Genomic DNA, 20332 nt, shown 5'->3' on the forward strand with positions numbered 1-20332 from the left:
CTTGGCTCGCTGAAGGGCGGAGATGGGCTTGCGCTCTGCCTCGCCGCGCTACTTCTTTTCCGGCGGAGCGACCGAGTCGCCCGGAACCGCCTTGATGAGCTCGGGAGCCCAGGTGCCACCCTTCTGGACAAGCTTGGCCTGGTACATGTCCTGAATCAGGGCGTGATCGGAGGCGCGGACGGTTTCCTTGCCCTTGGGGCCATCGAAGCTGAAGCCCTCGAGGGCCTTAACCATGGCGTCCGCGTCCGAGCCGCCCTCCTTGATGGCCCGCGCGATCAGCTGGCCGGCCACGAAGCCGTCCGGGGTGAAGAGGTCGGCCTTCTTGCCGGCCTTCTCGACGGCGGCGATCATCTTCTTTTCCACGTCGTTGCCGGCCGCACCCGGGAAGTAGTGGTTGAGGAAGCTGATCTTCGAGCTCGCCGGGCCGTACGCGCCGAACGTGGCCGCGTCGCCCAGGCCGGTCACCACGGGGGCGGCATCGAAGACTCCCTGCTGGCTCAGCGCCTGCCACATGGTGCCGGACGTGGCCCCGGCCCAGGCCACGAAGACCATGTCGGGCTTGGCGTCGAGGAGCTGGCGCGCGAAGGGGGTGAGTTCCTGGTTCTCCGGGACGAGGACGGCCTCCACATTGGCGCCCATGGCCCCGAGTACCGCCTTTACGGCGGCGACGTTGCCCTGGCCGAAAGCGTTGTCCTGGGCGAAGACGACGACCTTCTTGCCCTTGGTGTCAAGGAAAGTGCCCGCGGTGGCGACATCCTGCAGGCTCTGCCGGCCGGAGCGGAAGGTGTACTTGTTGATGCCCTGGATCGCATCGGTGGCCGCGGGCCCGGAGATGTACAGAACCTTGTTTTGCTGCGCCTGCTCCGCGAGTTTCAGGGCGATACCGGACGACGCCGTTCCGCCGATGACCTTGTAGCCTTTGCCGATCATGTCTTTGGCCGCGGTGACAGCCTTGTCCGGGTCGCCGCCGTCGTCCGCGTACGTCAGATTGATCTTGGCTCCGTTGACCTCGCCGGTGCCGCCCGTGGCGTAGTCGATGCCGGCCTGCAGCCCCTCGTAGTAGGTGGCGCCGTACGCCGCCAGGGGGCCGGTTTTGGAGTAGATGATGCCGACATTGACGGGCTCGGCCTTCGCCCCGCCGGAACCGGCCGGCGTTGCGGAGCCGGCAGTGGGAGCGCAGGCGGTAAGGGCTAGCCCGCCGGCCATGACGGCGGCCAACAGGAACTTCTTTGTATCCTTCACGGGATGCCTTTCGTGAGAACCCAAGGTGGGGCAGGAATGCCGGGGTGAGAACCGGGACCAAACCTGAAAGGTGATTCAGGTCACGGTAAATCTATGGTGCGCGTCACTAGGTGTCAACGGCCATTGGACACGGTTTGGCAACATTCCGGCAACGGTCGGGCCGTGCAGGCAGAATCGGGGCGCGGGGCAGCCGCAAATCGGGAGATAGGGAAAGGGTCGGCCGGCGCGCGTCACCCGTCCGGGGCGTCACACCGGGATAGAGGCGCCCTCATCGACACGCCGGCAGACTGTGGCCATGAACGGCGTGAACCCGCTGGCCCGGCCCAGGCGGAGTCCGGCGGCATGCCTGAGCACACCGCCGTCAATGCGGAATGTGTGCCGTGCGGTGCCGCGGTCGCTGCGCCGTTCCACGGTCAGGGTGCCGTCTTCCCAGCCCGCGCGTGCGGGCGCCTCGGGTGGCAGGCCCATGCTGTTGACGTGATACCAGAGGGTTTCCGGGTGGTCCGGGTCGGTCGTGAAAACGCCGTGGCCTTCGGAGCGGGTCCCGTCCGCGTCGGTATGGCGGTAGCTGTGGGTAACGGCCAGCCCTGCGGCGGCCAAGGAGAAGACGATCTCGGATTCCGCGCTGCGTGCCGGGCCCCACGCGGTGGCCTCCCAGAGCGTTGTCCCCGTCCAGCGCCCCAGGAATTCCCCTAGCACCTCGCATGCACTGCCTCGCAGCGGCCGGTCCACACTTCCTCCTGATGGAGTTCCTCGCCAGTGCCCCCGCCACCATCATCACGCCGCGCCTATGGCGGAGTCTAGGTTTAGAGCCCGAACGTCTCGGTTTCCTCAAAGGGGCCGACCACAGTGACGGTCCGCGGGGCGGCCGCGAGCTCGCGGGCGAGGATCTGGACTTCAGAAGCGGTGACGGCCTTGATCTGGCGCAGGGTTTCGTCGATGTCCTGGTACTCGCCGGACACGAGCTCCGCGCGGCCCAGCCGGGACATCCTGGAACCGGTATCTTCCAGCGCCAGCACGATGCCGCCGCAGAGCTGCCCCACGGCCTTGCGGAGCTCTTCCTCGGAGATGCCGTCGGCAGCGAGCTTGTCCAGCTCGGCGCCGAGCAGCTCGATGACCTGCTGGACCTTCGACGGCGTGCATCCGGCGTACATGCCGAAATAGCCGGCGTCGGCGTAGGAGGAAGCAAACGAGTAGGTCGAGTAGACGAGCCCGCGCTTCTCCCGGACCTCCTGGAAGAGCCGTGAGGACATGCCGCCGCCCAGGACGGCATTGAGCACACTCATGACAAAGCGGCGGTCGTCGGTGGCAACCAGCGAAGGGCAGCCCATGATGATGTTGGCCTGTTCCACCGGACGCGTGACCACATGCAGCCCTGCCGTGCCGGCGATCGCGGCACGGTCAGTGGGGCGGCGCTGGACAGGCGCGGCAGCGGGCTCCAGCTTCCAGCCGGCTGAATGCAGGGCGTCCACCACAAGGCCGCAGACGACGTCGTGGTCCAACCCGCCGGCCGCGGTAACGACGAGCTCGTCCGGGCGGTAGTAGCGCCGGTAGTGGTCCCACACCGAGTCCCGGGCAACGGCCCGGATGGCTGAGGGCGTGCCGCCGATCGGGCGGCCGAGCGGGTGGGATCCCAGGACGGCGGAGACGAAGTGTTCGTGGGCGACGTCGGTGGGGTCGTCGCTGTCCATCGCGATTTCCTCGAGGATGACGTCGCGTTCCTGCTCCATCTCCTGGGGGTCAAGGACGGCGCCGGTAATCATGTCCGCGATGACGTCGATCGCCATGGGCAGGTCGCTGTCCAGCACGCGGGCGAAGTAGCAGGTGCTTTCCTTCGCGGTAGCGGCGTTCGATTCCCCGCCGACCTCGTCGAAGGCCGAGGCGATTTCCAGGGCCGTCCGGCGCTTGGTGCCTTTGAACAACAGGTGTTCCAGGAAGTGGGTGGAGCCGTGCTGGCCGGGTGCCTCGTCGCGCGAGCCCACGCCGACCCAGAAGCCGATGGTGGCCGACCGCTGGCCGGGCATGGCTTCGGTCAGCACACGGACGCCCCCGGGGAGGACCGAACGGCGAACCTCGGACCCGCCGTCGGCTCCGTGGATCAAGGTGTCTGAGTGCTGATTCTGCTCAAGCGGCAGGGGGACGACTGTCATCAAGACCTTTCCATAAAACCGTGAAAAAACGCGTCAAATCTGCCTGTTATCGTACCAGCGGCCCGATCGCAGGGTGGATTCCGCCGAGACGTCGCTGGGGCTGAGGATCACCGGGGCTTAAAGGAACGGCGGGGCCGGTGGAAGATCCACCGGCCCCGCCGTCTGTCAGACTCGACTACTCTGCGGCGTCCGCGGACACCTCAACGCTGGCAACGTTTTCTGAGTTTGCCGAGTTTTCGGAGCCGGCCTCGCCAGCCACAACGGGAGACAGGGAGAGCTTGCCGCGGTCGTCGATCTTGGTGATTTCCACCTGGATCTTCTGGCCCACGGAGACGACGTCCTCGACGTTGTCCACGCGCTTGCCGCCGGCGATCTTGCGCAGCTCGGAGATATGCAGCAGACCGTCCTTGCCCGGGGTCAGGGACACGAAGGCGCCGAAGGTGGTGGTCTTGACGACCGTGCCCAGGTAGCGCTCACCGATTTCCGGAACCTGCGGGTTGGCGATGGCGTTGATCGCGGACCGTGCTGCGTCGGCAGACGGGCCGTTGGTGGCGCCGATGTAGACCGTGCCGTCGTCCTCGATCGAGATGTCGGCCCCGGTGTCTTCCTGGATCTGGTTGATCATCTTGCCCTTCGGGCCGATGACCTCGCCGATCTTGTCCACCGGGATCTTGACCGCGATGACGCGCGGCGCGAACTCGGAGAGCTCGTCCGGGGTGTCAATGGCGGAGTTCAGGACATCCAGGATGTGCAGGCGGGCTTCGCGGGCCTGCTTCAGCGCGGCAGCCAGGACCGAGGCGGGGATGCCGTCGAGCTTGGTGTCGAGCTGGATGGCCGTGACGAACTCGGAGGTACCGGCGACCTTGAAGTCCATGTCACCGAAGGCATCTTCGGCGCCGAGGATGTCGGTCAGGGCGGCGTAGCGGGTCTGGCCGTCAACCTGGTCGGAGACCAGGCCCATGGCGATACCGGCAACGGCTGCCTTCAGCGGCACACCTGCGTTGAGCAGGGACAGCGTGGAGGCGCAAACGGAACCCATCGACGTCGAACCGTTGGAACCGAGGGCTTCGGATACCTGGCGGATGGCGTAGGGGAATTCCTCGCGGGACGGCAGCACCGGCATGATGGCGCGCTCTGCGAGGGCGCCGTGGCCGATTTCGCGGCGCTTCGGTGAACCGACGCGGCCGGTCTCGCCGGTGGAGTACGGCGGGAAGTTGTAGTTGTGCATGTAGCGCTTGCGCGTCACGGGAGACAGCGAGTCGATCTGCTGTTCCATCTTGAGCATGTTCAGCGTGGTGACACCCATGATCTGGGTCTCGCCGCGCTCGAAGATGGCCGAGCCGTGGACGCGGGGCAGAACCTCGACCTCGGCGGTGAGCTGGCGGATGTCCGTCAGGCCACGGCCGTCGATGCGGATCTGGTCCTTGAGGATGCGCTGGCGCACAACCTGCTTCGTGACGGAGCGGAAGGCTGCGGACAGCTCCTTCTCGCGGCCTTCAAACTGGCCGGCCAGGGAAGAGGTGACCTCGTCCTTGAGCGCGTCGGAGGCGGTGTCGCGCTCCTGCTTGTCGGCGATCTGGAAGACAGCGGCCAGCTTCTCGGCGGCAGCGGACTCCACAGCGGCGTAAACGTCATCCCGGTAGTCCAGGAAGACCGGGAACTCGACGGTCGGCTTGGCGGCGCGGGCCGCCAAGTCGGACTGCGCTTCGCAAAGGGCCTTGATGAACGGCTTGGCAGCCTCGAGGCCTTCGGAAACAACCTCTTCGGTCGGGGCGGTAGCGCCCTGTTCCTTGATCAGGTTCCAGGAGTTGTCCGTGGCTTCGGCCTCAACCATCATGATGGCGACGTCATCGCCCGCGATGCGGCCGGCGACGACCATGTTGAAGACGGCGTTCTCAAGCTGGGAGTGCTTGGGGAACGCCACCCACTGGGTGCCGTTCTCGTCGGCGACGAGGGCAACGCGGACGCCGCCGATCGGGCCGGAGAAGGGCAGGCCGGAGAGCTGGGTGGACATCGAGGACGCGTTGATCGCGACGACGTCGTAGAGCTCGTCCGGGTTGATGGACAGCACGGTGACGACGATCTGGACCTCGTTGCGCAGGCCCTTGACGAACGCGGGGCGCAGCGGGCGGTCCATGAGGCGGCAGGCCAGGATCGCTTCCGTGGACGGGCGGCCTTCGCGGCGGAAGAACGAGCCCGGGATGCGTCCGGCAGCGTACATGCGCTCTTCGACGTCGACCGTCAGCGGGAAGAAGTCGAAGCCTTCGCGCGGGTGCTTGCCGGCGGTGGTGGCGGACAGCAGCGCGGTTTCTTCATCGATGTAGACCATGGCTGCGCCGGCGGCCTGCTTGGCAAGACGGCCGGTTTCGAAGCGGATTACACGCTTACCGAAGCGGCCATTGTCAATTACTGCTTCTGAGAACTGGATTTCGGGACCCTCCAAGAGAGTCACCTCCGTTTCATGGTTCACGGAGCCCAGCCGCATCAACCCAGTCCAGCATCTGTCTACTGGCCTGCACTGCACCCGGTCATCGATCGAGACCCACGGGCCGGGCTTCACTCTTTGAAGCCGTTCCCGGGAATCACTACCGAGGACCGCGAATGCGTGATGCGGTTGATCCTCCTGTTTAGTTATTTCCTGAAGAAGGCGGCCCTTTCCGGTCCGGAAGGGGCCGCCCCTTAAAGCTGACTAGCGACGCAGGCCGAGGCGCTCGATGAGCTGACGGTAGCGGGTGATGTCAGTGTTCTTGAGGTAGGTGAGCATGCGCTTGCGACGACCAACCATGGCCAGCAGACCGCGCTGGGTGTGGTAGTCGTGCTTGTGCTCCTTCATGTGCTCAGTGAGATCCTTGATCCGCTGAGTCAGGACTGCAACCTGGACCTCCGGTGAACCGGTGTCGCCCTCGGTGGTTGCGTATTCCTTGATGATGGACTGCTTTACAGCGGCGTCAAGTGCCACAATAACTCCTAGAGATGTGCCGTGAGGCCCGAGTCAGTAATTCACTGCCGGGGGTGCCGTCCCGGAATCCCCTGCCGAAGCCAGGGATTCCGTGCACAGCAGGAGCCAGCCGCCACGGACTGCAGCCGGATCCAACGTTTAGTTTAGTGGCACGTCCGCAATCTTGTCGAAACCGTTGTCGAAACTGCTGTCGAAACCGCCGTCGAAACTGCTGTCGAAACCGGCTGCCGCGCCTGATTGGGGCGTGGCTCCGTTTTACGGGCCACCGAGCAGCTCGCGGATGGCGGCGACGCCGCGGTACAGCTCCGCGAACGAGGTGCTCAGCGGCGACAGGCCGATCCTGAGGCCCTGCGGGGCTCGGAAATCGGGAATCACATCCTGGGCCCACAAGGCAGCCGTCATTTCGCGGAAGGCCGGGTGGTCGATGGTGATGTGGCTGCCGCGCAGTTCCGGGTCCCGGGGGGTGGACAGTTGGACGCCCGCAGGCGCAAGCCAGCCGTCGTAGAGTTCCAGGGCAAACGCCGTCAGGAGCCGGGACTTCGTCCGGACGGCGGCCATGCCCACCTCCTCGATCAGGTCCAGGGTGCCGCGCATCGCGAGCATCCCAAAGATGGCCGGGGTGCCGCTGAGGAACCCGCGGATGCCGGGAGCGGCCTCGTAGCCGGGGCCCATTTCGAACGCGTCCTTGCGTCCCATCCAGCCCCAAATCGGCTGCCGCAGTCCGCCCAGGTGCCGGGCGTTGACATAGGCGAACGCTGGCGACCCCGGTCCCCCGTTCAGGTACTTGTAGGTGCAGCCAGCCGCGAAGTCGACATCGGCGTCGTCCAAGGCGATTTCCACCGACCCGGCTGAGTGGCAAAGGTCCCACACCATCAGGGCGCCGGCGTCGTGGACCGCGGCGGTGATGGCCGGCAGGTCCGCGAGGAAGCCGGAGCGGTAGGCGATATGGCTCAGGACCACGACGGCGGTGGCCGGGCCGGCGGCGGCCCGCACCTGCTCAAGGGTGACGCCGGAGGCCGGATCGGCGTCGATCCAGCGCAGGGTCAGGCCTTCCTCGCGGGCAATTCCTTCGACCAGATAGCGGTCCGTGGGGAAATTGTCCGTGTCCAGCACGATTTCCGTCCGGGCGGGATCGGTTACGGCGGCCAGGGCGGCGCGGATCAGCTTGTACAGCACCACGGTGGTGGAATCGGCAATCACGGTCTGTCCGGGCGCCGCGCCGAGCACGGCACGGCCCAGCTGGTCGCCGATGGCCTGTGGCAGTTCAAGCCACTCCTCGTCCCAGCCCCGGATCAGGCGTCCGCCCCAGCTGTCCTGGATGAAGCTGCTGATGTCCGTTACTGTCCGCTTGAGCGGGCGGCCGAGGGAGTTGCCGTCCAGGTAGGACAGATCCGTGTCCGTGCCCACGAAGTGGTTCCGGTATTCCGCCAGCGGATCCGCGGCATCGAGATCGCGGGCGCGCTGGCTCATGGCGTCGGTCGTGCTGCCTGAGGCCGCCGGCTTGATCGCGCTCACTGGCCGATCTCCGTCCGCACGGCGAACAGCTCGGGGAAGAAGGTCAGTTCGAGGGCTTTCTGCAGGAACGCGGCACCGCTGGATCCGCCGGTGCCGGATTTCATGCCGATCGTGCGCTGGACGGTGCGCAAGTGGCGGAAGCGCCACAGCTGGAAGTTGTCCTCGAGGTCCACGAGTTCCTCGCAGGCCTCGTAGGCGCCCCAATTGTCGGCGGCGTTCTCGTAGATGTACTTGAACACCGGGACCAGCTCCGGGCAGAACTCATGAGCCTTGGTGACGTCGCGTTCCAGCACCGAAGCGGGGACGTCGAAGCCCTGGCGCTTGAGGTAGGCCAGGAAATCGTCATAGATGCTGGGGGCCTCAAGCAGTTCGCGCAGCATTGCCTGGGCCGCGGGGTCCGAGTCGAAAACCGGGAGCATCTTGGCGTTCTTGTTGCCGAGGATGAACTCGACTGCGCGATACTGGCTGGATTGGAACCCGGAGGAGTTTCCGAGGAAGCCGCGGAACTGCGAGTACTCGGTTGGCGTCAGGGTGGCCAGCACGGACCATTGCTCGGTGAGCGTCTTCTGGATGTGCTTGACCCGGGCGATCGCCTTCAGCGCGGACCCCGCGTCATCTGCACGCAGCCAGGCGGCGGCGCTGCGAAGCTCGTGCAGCACCAGCTTCAGCCACAGCTCCGTGGTCTGGTGCTGGATGATGAACAGCATCTCGTCGTGGTGTTCCGGGGAGCTGACCGGCTGCTGCGCGCTGAGCAGGGTTGGCAGCTGCAGGTAGGACGCGTAGCTCATCCGTGCGCTGAAGTCGCGGACGATGTCCCGGTCCAGCTCCCTCGTGTTCTTTTCGATGCTCACGTCTCTTGCCTTCCTTGCGCATGGCTGCGAATCAGTGCCCGGCATTTGATCCCAGAACGGCGTCAGTCCGGACCCGGCGCCGGTCCGGGGTTTTCGCCAGGCCGGGGTTTTCGCCAGGCCGGGGTTTTCGCCGGGCCGAGGTTTTCGCCGGACCGAGCCCGGTTGTCAGCGGGCGAACAGGATGTCATGGGCCTGCACAACGTCGAGGCCCATCTGCTCCACCAATGCCTCAGGCCCACGGTACGCCACCATGCCGCGGAGCCTGGAGACGAATTCGACCACAACTGTCTGGTCGTACAGATCGAAGTCGTCCACGGACTCCTCCGGGCGGTCGATGACGTGCGCCTCGACCTGGCGGCTCACGCCGTCGAACGTGGGGTTGGAGCCGACAGAGATGGCGGCGGGCCAGCGGGTGCCCGCCTCGTCCACGAGCCAGCCGGCATAGATCCCGTCCGCGGGAATGTAGCCGCTCGCCGTCGACGCGAGGTTTGCCGTGGGGAAGCCAAGATCGCGGCCGCGCGCGGCACCGTGGACCACTTCACCGCGCATCCGGTGCGGCCGCCCGAGGACGGCAGCGGCGGTGGCAACGTCGCCGGCGCGCAGGGCCTCGCGCACCCACGTGGACGAGCAGCGGCGGTCCGTCCCGGCGTCGTCGTGGATGGGGAATCCTTCTGAACCAAACTCGCTGATGACCAGAACCTCGAATCCGAGCTTCTTGCCCAGTTCCTGCATGGTGGAGAGGTCGCCGGAATTGCCGCGGCCAAACCTGGCGTCGTGGCCGACCACGACGTGGCTGGCCTTCAACGTGTCCACCAGGACCGTGGCGACAAATTCCTCCGGCGTCAGGCTGGCGAGCTCAAGGGAGTACTTCATCACCAGTACAGCGTCCAGGCCGAGCTCGCCCAGGGCCACAAGCTTGTCCTCCAGCCCCATGATCAGCTCTGGCGCCGACTCAGGACGGTGGACCTGTGCGGGGTGGGGATCGAAGGTGATGGCCACGGCGCGGGCATGGTTCAGTCGGGCGGTGCGGATCAGCTGCGACAGCACCTGCTGGTGGCCGCGATGCACGCCGTCGAAATTGCCGAACGTGACAACCGAAGGACCAAAGTCCGCCGGGACTTCGGACAGATCGTTCCAGATGTGGACCATCAACCTCGCCTTTTGCTGCCTGCCGTGAACTCTTCCGAAGGGACTGTGCCGGCTCCGGAACTCTCTAAGATTACCCGCATTCCGGGCCGCTTCCGGACGCTGCGCCGGCCCCGCGCGGGGCCTTCCACGCCCCTGTTCTGCCGGACTACGATTCAAGGGCACTAGTTCGACGGCGTCCATGCGAGCGCCGTTCCCGCGATGCCCGCTGCCACGCGAGGCTGAAGGAGTACCACATGACTGAGCTCCAAGACATCATCGGGCAGATCCCGATGGGCCAGATTGCCGGCCTGCTGGGCACCGACGAACCCACAGCCCGCGCCGCGGTGGAAGCCGCCGTGCCCACGCTCCTTGCCGGTATGCACAACAATGCGCAGGCCCCGGACGGTGCTGCGTCCCTTCAATCGGCCCTCGGCCAGCACCAGGATGGACTGATCGACGGCGGTGTCGACGTCGCTCAGGTGGACACGGCCGACGGCGAGAAGATCGTCGATCACGTCTTCGGCGGCCAGCAGGACCACGTGGCCAGCCAACTTGCCGGGTCAGGCCAACTTGGCGGCGCCGGAAGCGACCTGGTCCGGAAACTGCTGCCTATCCTCGCGCCGATCGTCATGTCCTATCTTGCGAAGAAGTTCCTCGGCGGAAGCCAGACTGGGGCCGGCGCCCAGGCGGGCACCGGCGCTGCGGCCGATTCCGGCCAGGGCGGTGGAATGGACCTCGGCGGTGTCTTGGGCGGGATCCTCGGCGGAATGGTCGGTGGCCAGGGCAGCGCCGCGGGCCAGAACGGCACGGGTGGACAAGGCGGTCAGGGCGGCTTGGGCGGCCTGGGCGACATCCTGGGCGGGCTGTTCGGGAAGAAGTAGGCACTTGGTCCTTGGGCGGCGCGCAATGGCATTGGTTGTTGTGCCTGTGAGGTGCCGCGCGCGCGACGGACACTGGGCACAGCCCGCTATCTCCCGGTCAGCAGCCTCCGCTGGCTGTGCCGCACAGCGTTGTTGCGCCAGGCCCGCCAGTGCAGCAGCACGGCGACGGCGATGAGTGGGACGTGGATCGCCGGCAGGTTCCTGGCAAACCAATGCGGCAGATAGATGTCGGTGACGGAGCCGTGGACGTCGCCGAGGTTTTGCGCGACGGCGGTGAGCGGGCAATGGAAGCCGTTCGCGGCAAAGATCAGGGTCTCGCCGGCCACCACGACGGCGGCCGCGCCGGTTTTCCGGTCGGCGCGGCCCCTGAAGCCGGTATACAGGACGTAAGCCATGCAGGCTTCGATGGTGAACCAGGCGAAGGTGTGGAACGACTTGACTGCCCGCAGCAGGATCCGGCGTTCTGCCATGTCTCCAGCGTAGGCCCGCCGCAGCGTGCACGGTTCAGAGGCTTTGGGCCCGCCGGCCGGTGCCTGCCACGCGCGCAAATCAGACCCTGGCACGCGGGACACAGGTCCCGCCACGCGCGCCAACCAGGGCGGCAAGGCGCGCCAACCAGGGCCGGCAAGCGGGCCACAGATCCCGGAACCTGGCTACAGGTCTGTCTGGACGGCGTCCGGGTCGAGCACTAGGTTCTGAGAATGGCGAAGCACGTGCAGCCCGCGGTGGTCGGATTTCTCCTTTGTGCCTTGTTTCCGGCTGTGGCGTGATGCCAGAAACGAAGGGCGACGTCTGCGCCGACTGGGTGCTTTTTGAAAAACCACAGGACCAGTTCGATGAGGCTGGTCTGGTGCTTGTGGGGAAACCAGCGGGAAACGATGGCGAAACCAGCATCTACGGTTACAGGGCACAGCTCCATGTGGTGGAGATCGAGGCCGTCCTCAAAGGCGAACCGGAACCGGGGCAGCTCCGCATTGCATCGATGCCGGGGACATGCGCTCAAGGGGTGTCTTATCCTGACGGCGATCCACTCGACCGGCCTCAAAGGATGTTGATCTACGCCACTAAGCAGAATGGCTATTGGTTCACCATGACTCCCGCCCAGGGCGCCGTGCCCTTCGAAACCGGCACGCCACTCCCCTTCGCCACGGCGCCGGCTAAGGGTTAGTTCGGGCACGGCCGCGCCGAGACCCGGGGGTTATTCGAGGCGGAAGTATCTGTTCCGGCGGGGTGTCTGGCCCGGATCGACGTGCGGCGGCGGGATGAACCAGGGAATGCCGCTGCGCATCTGGATGGTCCACTGTTCCTTGTGGATCAGATGATGATGGTGCGAACACAGCAGCGTTCCGTTCTCTGTTCCGGTGCTGCCGCCCCGGGACCAGTACGTCACATGGTGGGCCTCGCACCACGCCGCGGGGATGGTGCATTGCGGGAACGAACAGCCCTGGTCCCGGACCGTGATGGCCCTGCGGATATGCGACGGAAAGACCCTTGAGGCGCGGCCGATGTCCAGGACCCTGCCCTCGCCGCCGAGCAGGACCGGGATGATGTCGGCATCGCAGGCGATCTTGCGCACGGTCGACGCCGTGACCGGCCCGGTGAACAACAACGATCCGGTCCCGCCGGTGCCGTAGGTCGCGGTGGCGCCGGAAGATTCATTTGCCCAGGGGCCGTTGGCCCAGGGGTCGTTGGTCTGGGGTTCGGTGGCGCCGAGCCGTCCGACGAGGTCCTGATAGTTGATGGTTGCCATCACCTGGGGGCGGAGCCCTCCCGCCACAGACAGCTGTCCCGAAGCCAGGGCGGCCTTGCATCCGCCGACGAGTCCGTCGAGGAGTTTCTGGGGACGTGTTCTGGGGTCCAGCCGGGCTTCGACCGGGTCGATTCCCCTCCCGGTCGCGGCCGGGCATGGGGCTGCAAAGGCTGATCCGCTACCCGCATCGATCTGACCCTGCGCCTCCACACGTGCTTCGTCTCCGGCTCCGGCCGCGGGGGCAGCCACCGTCTGCAGCAGCCCGTCGTCGCCGGCGTCGCCCGCGCAAGCTGCAGCAGCCTCGTCGTCGCCGGCATCGTCCGCATCGGCTGCGGCACCAGCGGCACCCCGGCGTGGATTGGTGGCCACATTCATCACCGTGACCAGGCCCTCGAACTGTTCCGTAGTGGCGAAGATTTCCAGATGATGCAGCCCGTGCCGCGGTTTCCGGATGAAGACGCCCTGGAGCCGGCGGAGGGCCTCCTCCGATGGCTCGGCGCCGTCCTGGTCCAGGGCATCGATCCACCGCCGGGTGATCCTGGCCAGGAAATCGGGGTCGTTCTCGACCGCGGTCCTCGTGAGGGCATGTTCCATGCCATCAACAGCCTCCGGCGGGGCCACATGCCCCGCCCGGTTCAGGGACATCGCGATCAGCGTGGCCGTATGGGAGGCGATGGCTCCCTCGGCGACCGCTGCGGCGAGTTCCTGCCGCGCCGGCGGCAGGGACCGTCCCGCAATGCCGGCCCGGGGCAGCACCACGGCGCCCAGCGCGATCCGGCGCTTGGCCTCGGACGCACCAATCCGCAGCCGCGCCCGCAGGAACTCCGCCGAATTCCTGTACCCGTCATCCGCCACCGAAGCCGCGGCCAATACAGACACCGAACCAGCAGGCCCGGCGGCACCGGCAGTTCCCCAAGGCACCGCAGCCAGGCCTCCGCCCGGGACCGCCCCGCCGTCCGCCCCGGCGCCGCTCGCGCCGCCGGATCCGTCCCCGTGGTTGCCATCTCCGCCGGCCCCGCCGCCATCATCGGGTTCTGTGTTCCACCCGGTCAGCCAGCCGCCGGCGGCGCCAGCTTCCGTCTCCGAGCCCCACCCGCCGGGCGTCTTCTCCGCCGCGGCCGCCTCGCGGCGCGCGCGGTCCACCCGGGCGGCACCGATGACCTGCAGATACTCCACTATCCGGGACAGCTCCTCCACGCCTTCGGCGAAGTCCGAAGCCCGAAAGAAGTCCAATCCGGCAACGCTTTCCGCCGCCGTCCCCGTGGCTGCGCGAAGCAACGCCAAGGCCGCGGCCACAGCGCCGTCCACCGAATCACCTGGCACCGAGGGAACGGCTGACACCTGCGGAAGCCGGACAGGCATCGCGGACCCGGACCGGTAGGCCGGATCCGGGACGAACTCTCCAAGAGCTTCCATAACTGAACTCAACCACAGGGGTACGACAGTAATGATGAGATGGGCTGTTGAGGGGCCGCGCGGGGCGAAATTCCGGCATTTTCCCAGCAAAATATCGCAACGACTTCAAAACCCGCCCCACGCTGGACGTAACACTTCGTAGGCCATCCGCCGTCGTGCGGTCCGGCGCGTGGCAAGCTGTAGGGATGGAACGCACACAAGCCGCTCAGCCCGGGGAAACGTCACTCGCCGGGTCGTTGCCCAGCGAACTGCGACGGCCCTTGGGCCCACGCGACCCCGGTGATGCGTGGGTCGAAGGTGACCGCGGACGGTTCTGGGGGCGCTTCGGCTCGGCGGGCCTGCTGGTCCACGACCCGTCGAAAGGTGTCTTGCTGCAGCACCGCGCACTGTGGAGCGACAAGGGCGGAACCTGGGGACTGCCCGGAGGTGCCCTGCACCAAGGTGAGGAAGCTATCGACGGAGCCCTCCGGGAGGCAAGGGAAGAAGCGGCCGTACCGCCGGAGAACGTCCGCGTACTGTTTACGTCAGTGTTCGACGTCGGCTACTGGACCTACACGACGGTGGTTGCGGAAACGCTGGTGCCGTTCGACCCGGCCATCAGCGATCCCGAAAGCCTTGAACTCCTGTGGGTGCCGCTTGGGGGCGTCCAGGACAAAGAGTTGCACCCCGGGTTCGGGGCCTCATGGCCCGGCCTGCGTCGTCGGCTGCTCGATCTGCCTGACGGGCCCTAAGCTACGAGCATGACGGGGCACGATCAACCCGTAACGAGGCCGGGAATGTGGCGGCACGCCTGCAGTGGAGAGGCCGCGGCTCAGTTGCTCGCCGTGGGCCGCCGGCGGTACAGCCAGATGAGTCCCAGAATGGGCAGCAGGAGCGGAATGAAACCGTAGCCGCGGCCGAACAAGGACCACACGGTCTCGTGCGGGAAGTTCACGGCGTCGAACACGCTCAGTGCGCCCACCACGAGGACGCCGACGAGCTCCACGAGGACCGCCACCACGGAGACCTTGAATGCGGTGCGGCCCGGCTTGGCCAGGGACACCGTCGCCACGACGTAGACGACGGCGGCGAAGGCGGACAACAGATACGCGAGCGGCGCTTCGGAAAATTTGGTGAGGATCTGGTAGCCGGCCCGCGCTGTGGCCGATAGCGCGAAGATGGCATACACAGCGATCAGCAGCCGGCCAGCGCCGGTGTTGCGGGTATTGGTCGGCGCCGGGGCGGTGTCCGCCGCCTGCGAGGATTTTGCGCTCACGTTTTCTGCCTCTTCCATGTCAGTACCAGATCTGGTTCATGCGGGCGGCCATCACCAGGGCGGTGACGCCGACGGCCGCCAGGACGAAGTTGCTCCAGCGGGTCCGTTCCAGGATGGACCAGTACACCGCGCCGATCGGGAGGATCAGAGCCGTCAACAGATAGCCCCAGAACTCCCACGGCTCCCCCGCGATCTGCTCCCCGCTGGCCACCCGGATGATCGAGCCGACCAGATAGACCAACAAGGATAGTTCGACGGCGGCCACGGACAGTATCGTCGTGTCATTGGGCGCCTTTTTCAGGATGCCTGCGACGGCGCAGATGATGGTGGACAGCAAGCCAACCACGAGGATGATGTAAAAATACGCGTCCACTACTGGCCGGCCTGCTTTTCATTGCTGTGGTTCTTGCTGCCGTGCTTGTCGCTGCCGTGCTTTTCATTGTCCGGCGCAAAGACCAGCACAGGCTTGGCGTAGCTTCCCGCATCCGCCAGCAGGGCCACCAGCGTACCGTCCGGCGCGAACGCCGCGGCCGGACTGTCCGCTGTCGCCGCACCCGGCGTGCCGGCGGCAGCGCCGGCGGCGATACGTCGGCCGAAGGATATCTCGGTGGTCTCTGCCTCGCTGAGTTCCCGGTTCGGCATGAGCGCCCGGGCCGCGTCAGAGATCTCCAGGACGTCCAGCGTCTCAGCCAGTTGTTCAAGGGTGTGCGCCTGGTCAAGCGTGTAGGGACCCACTTGGGTCCGACGCAGTGCAGTCAGGTGGCCCCCGACGCCGAGAGCCTCACCAAGGTCGCGGGCCAGGGCACGGATATAGGTCCCGGAGGAACACTCCACCGTGACGTTCACATCCAAGGCCTCCCCCTCGCGCACGCGTCGGATCTCATGGACCTCAAAGCGGTGGATGGTCACCGGGCGGGCAGACAGCTTGACCGCTTCACCGGAGCGGACCCGCGCGTACGCGCGTTCGCCGTTGACCTTGATGGCGCTGACGCTGCTGGGAACCTGCTCGATCTCCCCGGTGAGCGCGGCGACTCCGGCGCGGATGGCGTCGTCGGTGACCGCGGCGGCGCTGCGCGCGGCAGTGACCTCGCCTTCGGCGTCGTCCGTCACAGTGGATTCACCGAGCCGGACCGTGGCGGTGTAGGTCTTGGACGTGCCAACGATGTAAGTCAGCAGCCGGGTTGCCTTGTTGATGCCCACCACGAGTACGCCGGTAGCCATCGGATCCAGCGTCCCGGCGTGGCCGACCTTTCGGGTACCTGCGATCCGCCGCATCCGTCCAACCACATCGTGGCTGGTCCAACCCTGCGGCTTGTCCACTATCACCAGTCCAGAAAGCACGCCTCCCAGTATATGCGGGCCAGCCGAACCCCACGGCCCACGGAGCACGGCCGGCAGGCCGACACCGGCTACCGCAAAGATCCGGCCACACCCCGGCACAAATGCCCGGGCCAACGCCGGCCCCGGCCACTAGGATGGCTTGCATGCCCCAGCTTGCAGCACATGTCCGCGACGTTCCGGTCAACCAGATCCGCGAGATCACCGAAGCCGCGTGGGGAACGCCCGGCGCGATCGTGCTGAGTATCGGGGAGCCGGGCTTCGCCGTCCCCCGGCACGTGCTGGAGGCCGGAATGGCCTGCCTCGACCGGGACGAGACGAACTACACGCCCAATGCCGGAATCCCGGCGCTGCGCGAGGCCTTCGCCGACCGCTTCCGGGAACAAAATGCGACGCCGATCGCCGCCGACCGTGTCTATATCGTCGGCGGCGCCCAGCAAGGTCTGCATTTGGCCATGAGCCTGCTGCTCGCCCCCGGGGACGAGATCCTGATTCCCAACCCGGGCTACCCCACCTTCGTGATGACGAGCAGCCTGCTGAACGCGGTGCCCGTCCGCTACCCGCTGTACCCGGAGCACGATTTCCAGCCGCGGATCGAGGACATCGAGGCGCTGATCACACCCCGGACAAAGGTGCTGATGCTGAACTCGCCGTCCAACCCGCTCGGTGCCGTCCTGGGCGAGGACCTCACGAGGCGCCTCGTGGAGCTGGCAAGGCGGCACGATCTGTGGATCATCTCGGATGAATGCTACGAGGCGTTCACCTACGACGTCCCCCATGTCAGCCCGGCCCGCTTCGACAGCGACGTCCCGGGCGAAGCTCGGGTCTTCACCTCGCTCACCTTGTCCAAGACCTACGGGCTGACCGGCCTGCGCATCGGCGCGTTGATCTGCCCGCCGGGGCTGGAGCGGACAATGAACAACGTCATGGAGTCGATCGTGTCCTGCGTGGCCTCGCCGTCGCAGTACGCCGCGCTGGCGGCTCTGACCGGCCCGCAGGACTACGTCAGCTCCGCCCGCGCCCACTACCGGGCCAACCGCGACGCCGCCTCCGCGATTCTGCGCTCCCGGGGCATCCGCTACCTGAGCGCCCAAGGCGCGTTTTATCTGTGGGCGGACGTGTCCCATGCCAGCAACGGGGATGTCCGGGCCTGGACCCGCCGGTTCCTCGCGGACTCCGGCGTGGCCTTCGCCCCCGGCACGGCATTTGGTTCCATCGGCGAGGGCTGGATCCGCATTGCGCTCTGCGCCGACCAGGCCGACCTGGTGGAGGGCCTCGGCCGCCTCCCTGCACGCGAATCAGCGCCGAGCCTGCCGGGACCACAGACCCTGTTGCCGGAGCCTCTGGAGTCATAGCTTAAACACACGGCGCCCCCAGCTGGCCCGGCTAGCCTGACATTGGGTTGTCCCGGTTCATCCGGGTGCCGTGTTTTCCGGCCAAGGGAGTACATCGTGTGGTGGCAAGACCTGTTGTGGGGTTTCTGGAACGGTCTGACGGCATGGATCGTCTTGATCGCGCATGTGTTCGGGTTCTGGGCTGAGTTCCCGTTCTACAACTCCGCCCGGGCGGGCAACTGGTACGACTTCGGCTTCCTCCTCGGCATGGGATCCCCGGTGCTGGGCGGCGGCCTGGGAGCACGCTCCAGGCGCCGCTAGGCCGGTGGCAGCGAGGCACAGGGCATCGACTTAGGGGCCGCCGCGGATTAAAATCCGCTCGTGGGGGCAGTGCAATTCCAGTGCGGGTTTCTCGAACGCACGCCCGGTCCCATGGGTCTTGCCCGGTTATTAAGCCGTGGGTTATTCCGCACCGCCACGGGAGCACGTCATGAGAAAAGATCTGTCATTGTTGGCCGCAGCCGCCACCGTCGCGGCATTCCTCTCCGCCGGGCCTTCGGCGGTCGTGGCCGCTAACGGGCCGCCGACAACCCTTGCCAGTGGATTGGGCGGCCCTCTTCATCTGAGCGCCGGCGAGCATGGAACCGTGACTGTGAGCGAAGAGTTCGTGGGACGACTGACCCGGATGGACGCTCACGGCACCAAGAAAGTCCTGTATGAGAACGCGCACTGGGACGTCGCCGGAAATGCCCAGCAGGGATCGACCACATACTTCGTTGAGAGCCAGGGCGCCGGGCCCATGGATGCGCGACCGCTCGTGGGGCATGTGCGCAGCATCGACGAGGACGGCCACCAGCGCACTTTCGGTGATTTTGCCGCCCTGGAAACCCAGCACAACGCCGACAAGGACGCGCACTACGGTTTCCACAACCTGCCAGCTGACTGCGCTGCCCAGCTGCCTCCCCAAGTCCCTGCCGCTTCCGGGGGCGACGTCGATTCCCACCCGTACGGAATGACCGTCTCCGGACGAACGATCTACGTAGCCGATGCCGGCGCGAACAGCGTGGTTTCCGTGGACGTCCGGACCGGGCGGACGAGGACTGTCGCCGTGCTGCCGCCCCGCCCGTTCAAGATCACTGCCGAAGCTGCGGCCGCGAGCCACCTTCCGGCCTGCACCGTGGGCCGGACTTACGCGTTCGAGCCTGTCCCCACGGACGTGGCCCAGGGGCCCGGTGACTGGCTCTACGTCTCAACACTGCCCGGCGGCCCGGAGGACCCTGCCCTCGGCGCCCGGGGCGCTGTCTTCAAGGTGGATCCGGACAACGGGAGGGTGAAGCTGCTGGCTGACCAGGTCATGTCCCCCACCGGGCTCGCCGTTGGAGACGACGGCGACATCTACGTCGCGTCACTGTTCGGCAAGGGCGTTCTCAAGATTGACCGCCACTCCGGCAAGCAGAGCGTCGTGCTCAGCGCCGCCCTCACGGCCGACGTCGACCTCGCCGGTTCCACGCTGTACGCGACGGTGAACGCCCTGCCCTCGGAAGGCGCCGCGCCCGGACCACCCAACGGCAAGGTGGCCTCCAGCGACGTGGGCCACGGCTCGCACGACGACTGAGTCACGCGCCCCGGCCAACGGCCGACCAACGGCGTTTAGACGGCAATGGCCGGAACCGTTCCCGGTTCCGGCCATTGCCGTGGTGCCTGCCCCTATCGGTCAGGACACTTGTCGAGTCCCTACCTGTTGCGGTCCTCGTCGATCTGGTCGTGGTCGATCAGGTCCAGATCCTCTTCGTCGAAGTCGTCCTCGTCGAGCTCCACATCCTGCGGAGCGTCGCTCTTGTAAGGATCGGTGTCCCCGGCGTGCTTGGCGCCTTCGGCCAGCGCCGCCACCTCCGCGTCGCGCTTCTTGGCCTCGCGGAGCAATTCCTCCAGGTTCGAGGCGTTCACCGGGATCTGGTCCGCCACGAATTCGAGCGTGGGGGTCAGCCGGACAGTAATGTTCCGGCCAACTTCCTGCCGCAACACGCCCTTGGCCTTCTCAAGCCCCTTGGCGGCATCGGCCTTGGCCACCTCGTCACCGAACACGGTGTAGTAGACGGTCGCGTGCTGCAGGTCGTTACTCACCCGCGAGTCGGTCACGGTGACGCCCTCAAGCCGGGGATCCTTGACCTTCCGGCCCAAAGCCTCGGCAACAACGACCTTAATCCGCTGCGCCAACTTGGCAGCCCGTGCGGGATCAGCCATTTCCACTCCTAAAAAATTTGGATGTACGACGGCGCGGTTGCGGTTCACGTACACCTGGGGTTTGTTGCCACGCGCCTAAAGCGAGTCTACGACCGACTCCCGTTGGATTTCTTTCCGGCGGCCTGGGAGTGGCATCGGGCCTGTCGGAGCCGGACGGGTTGCGATCGTAGATCGCAACCCCCACCGCCCAATTGGCGGGCGCCCCCGACCCAAAAACACCGGCCCCCCCCACACCGGGGGGGCCCCCCAAAAACGCGGGCCCCCCCCCC

At 66.6% G+C, this 20332-nt stretch carries 20 protein-coding genes; 6 read left to right on the plus strand and 14 right to left on the minus strand.

Features of this window, described 5'->3' with window-relative positions; translation table 11 throughout:
• Window positions 1-48: 48 nt before the first annotated feature.
• The 8 genes from ACFVVK_RS19465 to ACFVVK_RS19500 all read right to left on the minus strand — a co-directional run bounded on the left by ACFVVK_RS19465 (window position 49) and on the right by ACFVVK_RS19500 (window position 9866).
• Entirely contained in the window at window positions 49-1242 is a 1194-nt protein-coding gene (locus tag ACFVVK_RS19465) for a substrate-binding domain-containing protein (RefSeq protein WP_390270816.1), read from the minus strand.
• 246 nt (window positions 1243-1488) lie between these two features.
• A complete protein-coding gene (locus ACFVVK_RS19470; RefSeq protein WP_390270819.1) occupies window positions 1489-1941 on the minus strand; it encodes a DUF1579 domain-containing protein in 453 nt (150 codons plus the stop codon).
• A gap of 107 nt (window positions 1942-2048) precedes the next feature.
• Entirely contained in the window at window positions 2049-3392 is a 1344-nt protein-coding gene (locus ACFVVK_RS19475) for a M16 family metallopeptidase (RefSeq protein WP_390270822.1), read from the minus strand.
• 175 nt (window positions 3393-3567) lie between these two features.
• Window positions 3568-5835 carry a polyribonucleotide nucleotidyltransferase gene (locus ACFVVK_RS19480; protein WP_390270870.1) on the minus strand — a complete coding sequence of 756 codons (2268 nt, stop codon included), beginning with the start codon at window positions 5833-5835 and terminating at the stop codon, window positions 3568-3570.
• Window positions 5836-6081: 246 nt separating this feature from the next.
• Window positions 6082-6351, minus strand: coding sequence for a 30S ribosomal protein S15 (gene rpsO / locus ACFVVK_RS19485; protein WP_090956430.1), 270 nt, complete (start codon window positions 6349-6351; stop codon window positions 6082-6084).
• Window positions 6352-6606: 255 nt separating this feature from the next.
• The gene (gene kynU / locus ACFVVK_RS19490; protein ID WP_390270873.1) at window positions 6607-7821 is read right to left on the minus strand and encodes a kynureninase; all 1215 of its coding nucleotides are present in this window, start codon (window positions 7819-7821) and stop codon (window positions 6607-6609) included.
• 41 nt (window positions 7822-7862) lie between these two features.
• Window positions 7863-8717 carry a tryptophan 2,3-dioxygenase gene (kynA, locus tag ACFVVK_RS19495; protein ID WP_390270825.1) on the minus strand — a complete coding sequence of 285 codons (855 nt, stop codon included), beginning with the start codon at window positions 8715-8717 and terminating at the stop codon, window positions 7863-7865.
• Between the two features lie 165 nt (window positions 8718-8882).
• Window positions 8883-9866: a bifunctional riboflavin kinase/FAD synthetase gene (locus tag ACFVVK_RS19500; protein WP_390270828.1), complete on the minus strand. Its 984-nt coding sequence runs from the start codon at window positions 9864-9866 to the stop codon at window positions 8883-8885.
• Window positions 9867-10099: 233 nt separating this feature from the next.
• On the opposite strand from ACFVVK_RS19500, the gene ACFVVK_RS19505 reads away from it, so the two are divergent.
• Window positions 10100-10726, plus strand: coding sequence for a DUF937 domain-containing protein (locus tag ACFVVK_RS19505; protein ID WP_390270831.1), 627 nt, complete (start codon window positions 10100-10102; stop codon window positions 10724-10726).
• An 86-nt stretch (window positions 10727-10812) separates the two neighbouring features.
• Here the strand turns inward: ACFVVK_RS19505 and ACFVVK_RS19510 are convergent, their stop codons facing one another.
• Entirely contained in the window at window positions 10813-11196 is a 384-nt protein-coding gene (locus ACFVVK_RS19510; protein WP_390270834.1) for a hypothetical protein, read from the minus strand.
• 299 nt (window positions 11197-11495) lie between these two features.
• Between ACFVVK_RS19510 and ACFVVK_RS19515 the strand changes: the two genes are divergently transcribed.
• Complete coding sequence (locus ACFVVK_RS19515; RefSeq protein ID WP_390270837.1) at window positions 11496-11894, plus strand: hypothetical protein; 399 nt, start codon at window positions 11496-11498, stop codon at window positions 11892-11894.
• A 30-nt stretch (window positions 11895-11924) separates the two neighbouring features.
• Here ACFVVK_RS19515 and ACFVVK_RS19520 read toward each other — a convergent pair whose 3' ends face one another.
• On the minus strand, window positions 11925-13892 hold the full coding sequence (locus tag ACFVVK_RS19520; RefSeq protein ID WP_390270839.1) for a DUF222 domain-containing protein: 1968 nt from the start codon (window positions 13890-13892) through the stop codon (window positions 11925-11927).
• Between the two features lie 185 nt (window positions 13893-14077).
• Between ACFVVK_RS19520 and ACFVVK_RS19525 the strand changes: the two genes are divergently transcribed.
• Window positions 14078-14623, plus strand: coding sequence for an NUDIX domain-containing protein (locus ACFVVK_RS19525; protein ID WP_390270842.1), 546 nt, complete (start codon window positions 14078-14080; stop codon window positions 14621-14623).
• An 80-nt stretch (window positions 14624-14703) separates the two neighbouring features.
• Here the strand turns inward: ACFVVK_RS19525 and ACFVVK_RS19530 are convergent, their stop codons facing one another.
• From ACFVVK_RS19530 to truB, 3 genes are read right to left on the minus strand one after another with little or no spacing between them, the layout of a single operon-like run.
• Complete coding sequence (locus tag ACFVVK_RS19530; RefSeq protein ID WP_390270845.1) at window positions 14704-15165, minus strand: hypothetical protein; 462 nt, start codon at window positions 15163-15165, stop codon at window positions 14704-14706.
• Between the two features lies 1 nt (window position 15166).
• Window positions 15167-15520: a hypothetical protein gene (locus ACFVVK_RS19535; RefSeq protein ID WP_390270848.1), complete on the minus strand. Its 354-nt coding sequence runs from the start codon at window positions 15518-15520 to the stop codon at window positions 15167-15169.
• Window positions 15520-16488, minus strand: a complete 969-nt coding sequence (gene truB, locus ACFVVK_RS19540) for a tRNA pseudouridine(55) synthase TruB (RefSeq protein WP_390270851.1) — start codon at window positions 16486-16488, stop codon at window positions 15520-15522. Before truB ends, ACFVVK_RS19535 begins: the two co-directional genes overlap by 1 nt.
• A gap of 143 nt (window positions 16489-16631) precedes the next feature.
• Between truB and ACFVVK_RS19545 the strand changes: the two genes are divergently transcribed.
• The 3 genes from ACFVVK_RS19545 (at window position 16632) to ACFVVK_RS19555 (ending at window position 19434) form a co-directional block, all read left to right on the plus strand.
• Window positions 16632-17840 (plus strand): pyridoxal phosphate-dependent aminotransferase, encoded by a 1209-nt coding sequence (locus ACFVVK_RS19545; RefSeq protein WP_390270854.1) that lies wholly within the window; start codon window positions 16632-16634, stop codon window positions 17838-17840.
• Between the two features lie 96 nt (window positions 17841-17936).
• Complete coding sequence (locus tag ACFVVK_RS19550; protein WP_390270856.1) at window positions 17937-18140, plus strand: hypothetical protein; 204 nt, start codon at window positions 17937-17939, stop codon at window positions 18138-18140.
• Between the two features lie 169 nt (window positions 18141-18309).
• The gene (locus ACFVVK_RS19555; RefSeq protein ID WP_390270859.1) at window positions 18310-19434 is read left to right on the plus strand and encodes a ScyD/ScyE family protein; all 1125 of its coding nucleotides are present in this window, start codon (window positions 18310-18312) and stop codon (window positions 19432-19434) included.
• A gap of 119 nt (window positions 19435-19553) precedes the next feature.
• On the opposite strand, the gene rbfA is transcribed toward ACFVVK_RS19555, so the two are convergent.
• Window positions 19554-20063, minus strand: a complete 510-nt coding sequence (gene rbfA, locus ACFVVK_RS19560) for a 30S ribosome-binding factor RbfA (RefSeq protein WP_390270862.1) — start codon at window positions 20061-20063, stop codon at window positions 19554-19556.
• Window positions 20064-20332 lie beyond the last annotated feature (269 nt).

Origin of the sequence: Arthrobacter sp. NPDC058192 (genome assembly GCF_042883665.1) — a bacterium.
GTDB lineage: Bacteria > Actinomycetota > Actinomycetes > Actinomycetales > Micrococcaceae > Arthrobacter.

What these genes read in the sequence shown, in the direction of transcription:
- ACFVVK_RS19475 (WP_390270822.1), bottom strand. Translation starts at nt 3,392, where the DNA reads ATGACAGTCGTCCCCCTGCCGCTTGAGCAGAATCAGCACTCAGACACC.
- kynU (WP_390270873.1), bottom strand. Translation starts at nt 7,821, where the DNA reads ATGAGCCAGCGCGCCCGCGATCTCGATGCCGCGGATCCGCTGGCGGAA.
- ACFVVK_RS19500 (WP_390270828.1), bottom strand. Translation starts at nt 9,866, where the DNA reads ATGGTCCACATCTGGAACGATCTGTCCGAAGTCCCGGCGGACTTTGGT.
- ACFVVK_RS19505 (WP_390270831.1), top strand. Translation starts at nt 10,100, where the DNA reads ATGACTGAGCTCCAAGACATCATCGGGCAGATCCCGATGGGCCAGATT.
- ACFVVK_RS19510 (WP_390270834.1), bottom strand. Translation starts at nt 11,196, where the DNA reads ATGGCAGAACGCCGGATCCTGCTGCGGGCAGTCAAGTCGTTCCACACC.
- ACFVVK_RS19515 (WP_390270837.1), top strand. Translation starts at nt 11,496, where the DNA reads ATGCCAGAAACGAAGGGCGACGTCTGCGCCGACTGGGTGCTTTTTGAA.
- ACFVVK_RS19520 (WP_390270839.1), bottom strand. Translation starts at nt 13,892, where the DNA reads ATGGAAGCTCTTGGAGAGTTCGTCCCGGATCCGGCCTACCGGTCCGGG.
- ACFVVK_RS19525 (WP_390270842.1), top strand. Translation starts at nt 14,078, where the DNA reads ATGGAACGCACACAAGCCGCTCAGCCCGGGGAAACGTCACTCGCCGGG.
- ACFVVK_RS19530 (WP_390270845.1), bottom strand. Translation starts at nt 15,165, where the DNA reads ATGGAAGAGGCAGAAAACGTGAGCGCAAAATCCTCGCAGGCGGCGGAC.
- ACFVVK_RS19545 (WP_390270854.1), top strand. Translation starts at nt 16,632, where the DNA reads ATGCCCCAGCTTGCAGCACATGTCCGCGACGTTCCGGTCAACCAGATC.
- ACFVVK_RS19555 (WP_390270859.1), top strand. Translation starts at nt 18,310, where the DNA reads ATGAGAAAAGATCTGTCATTGTTGGCCGCAGCCGCCACCGTCGCGGCA.
- rbfA (WP_390270862.1), bottom strand. Translation starts at nt 20,063, where the DNA reads ATGGCTGATCCCGCACGGGCTGCCAAGTTGGCGCAGCGGATTAAGGTC.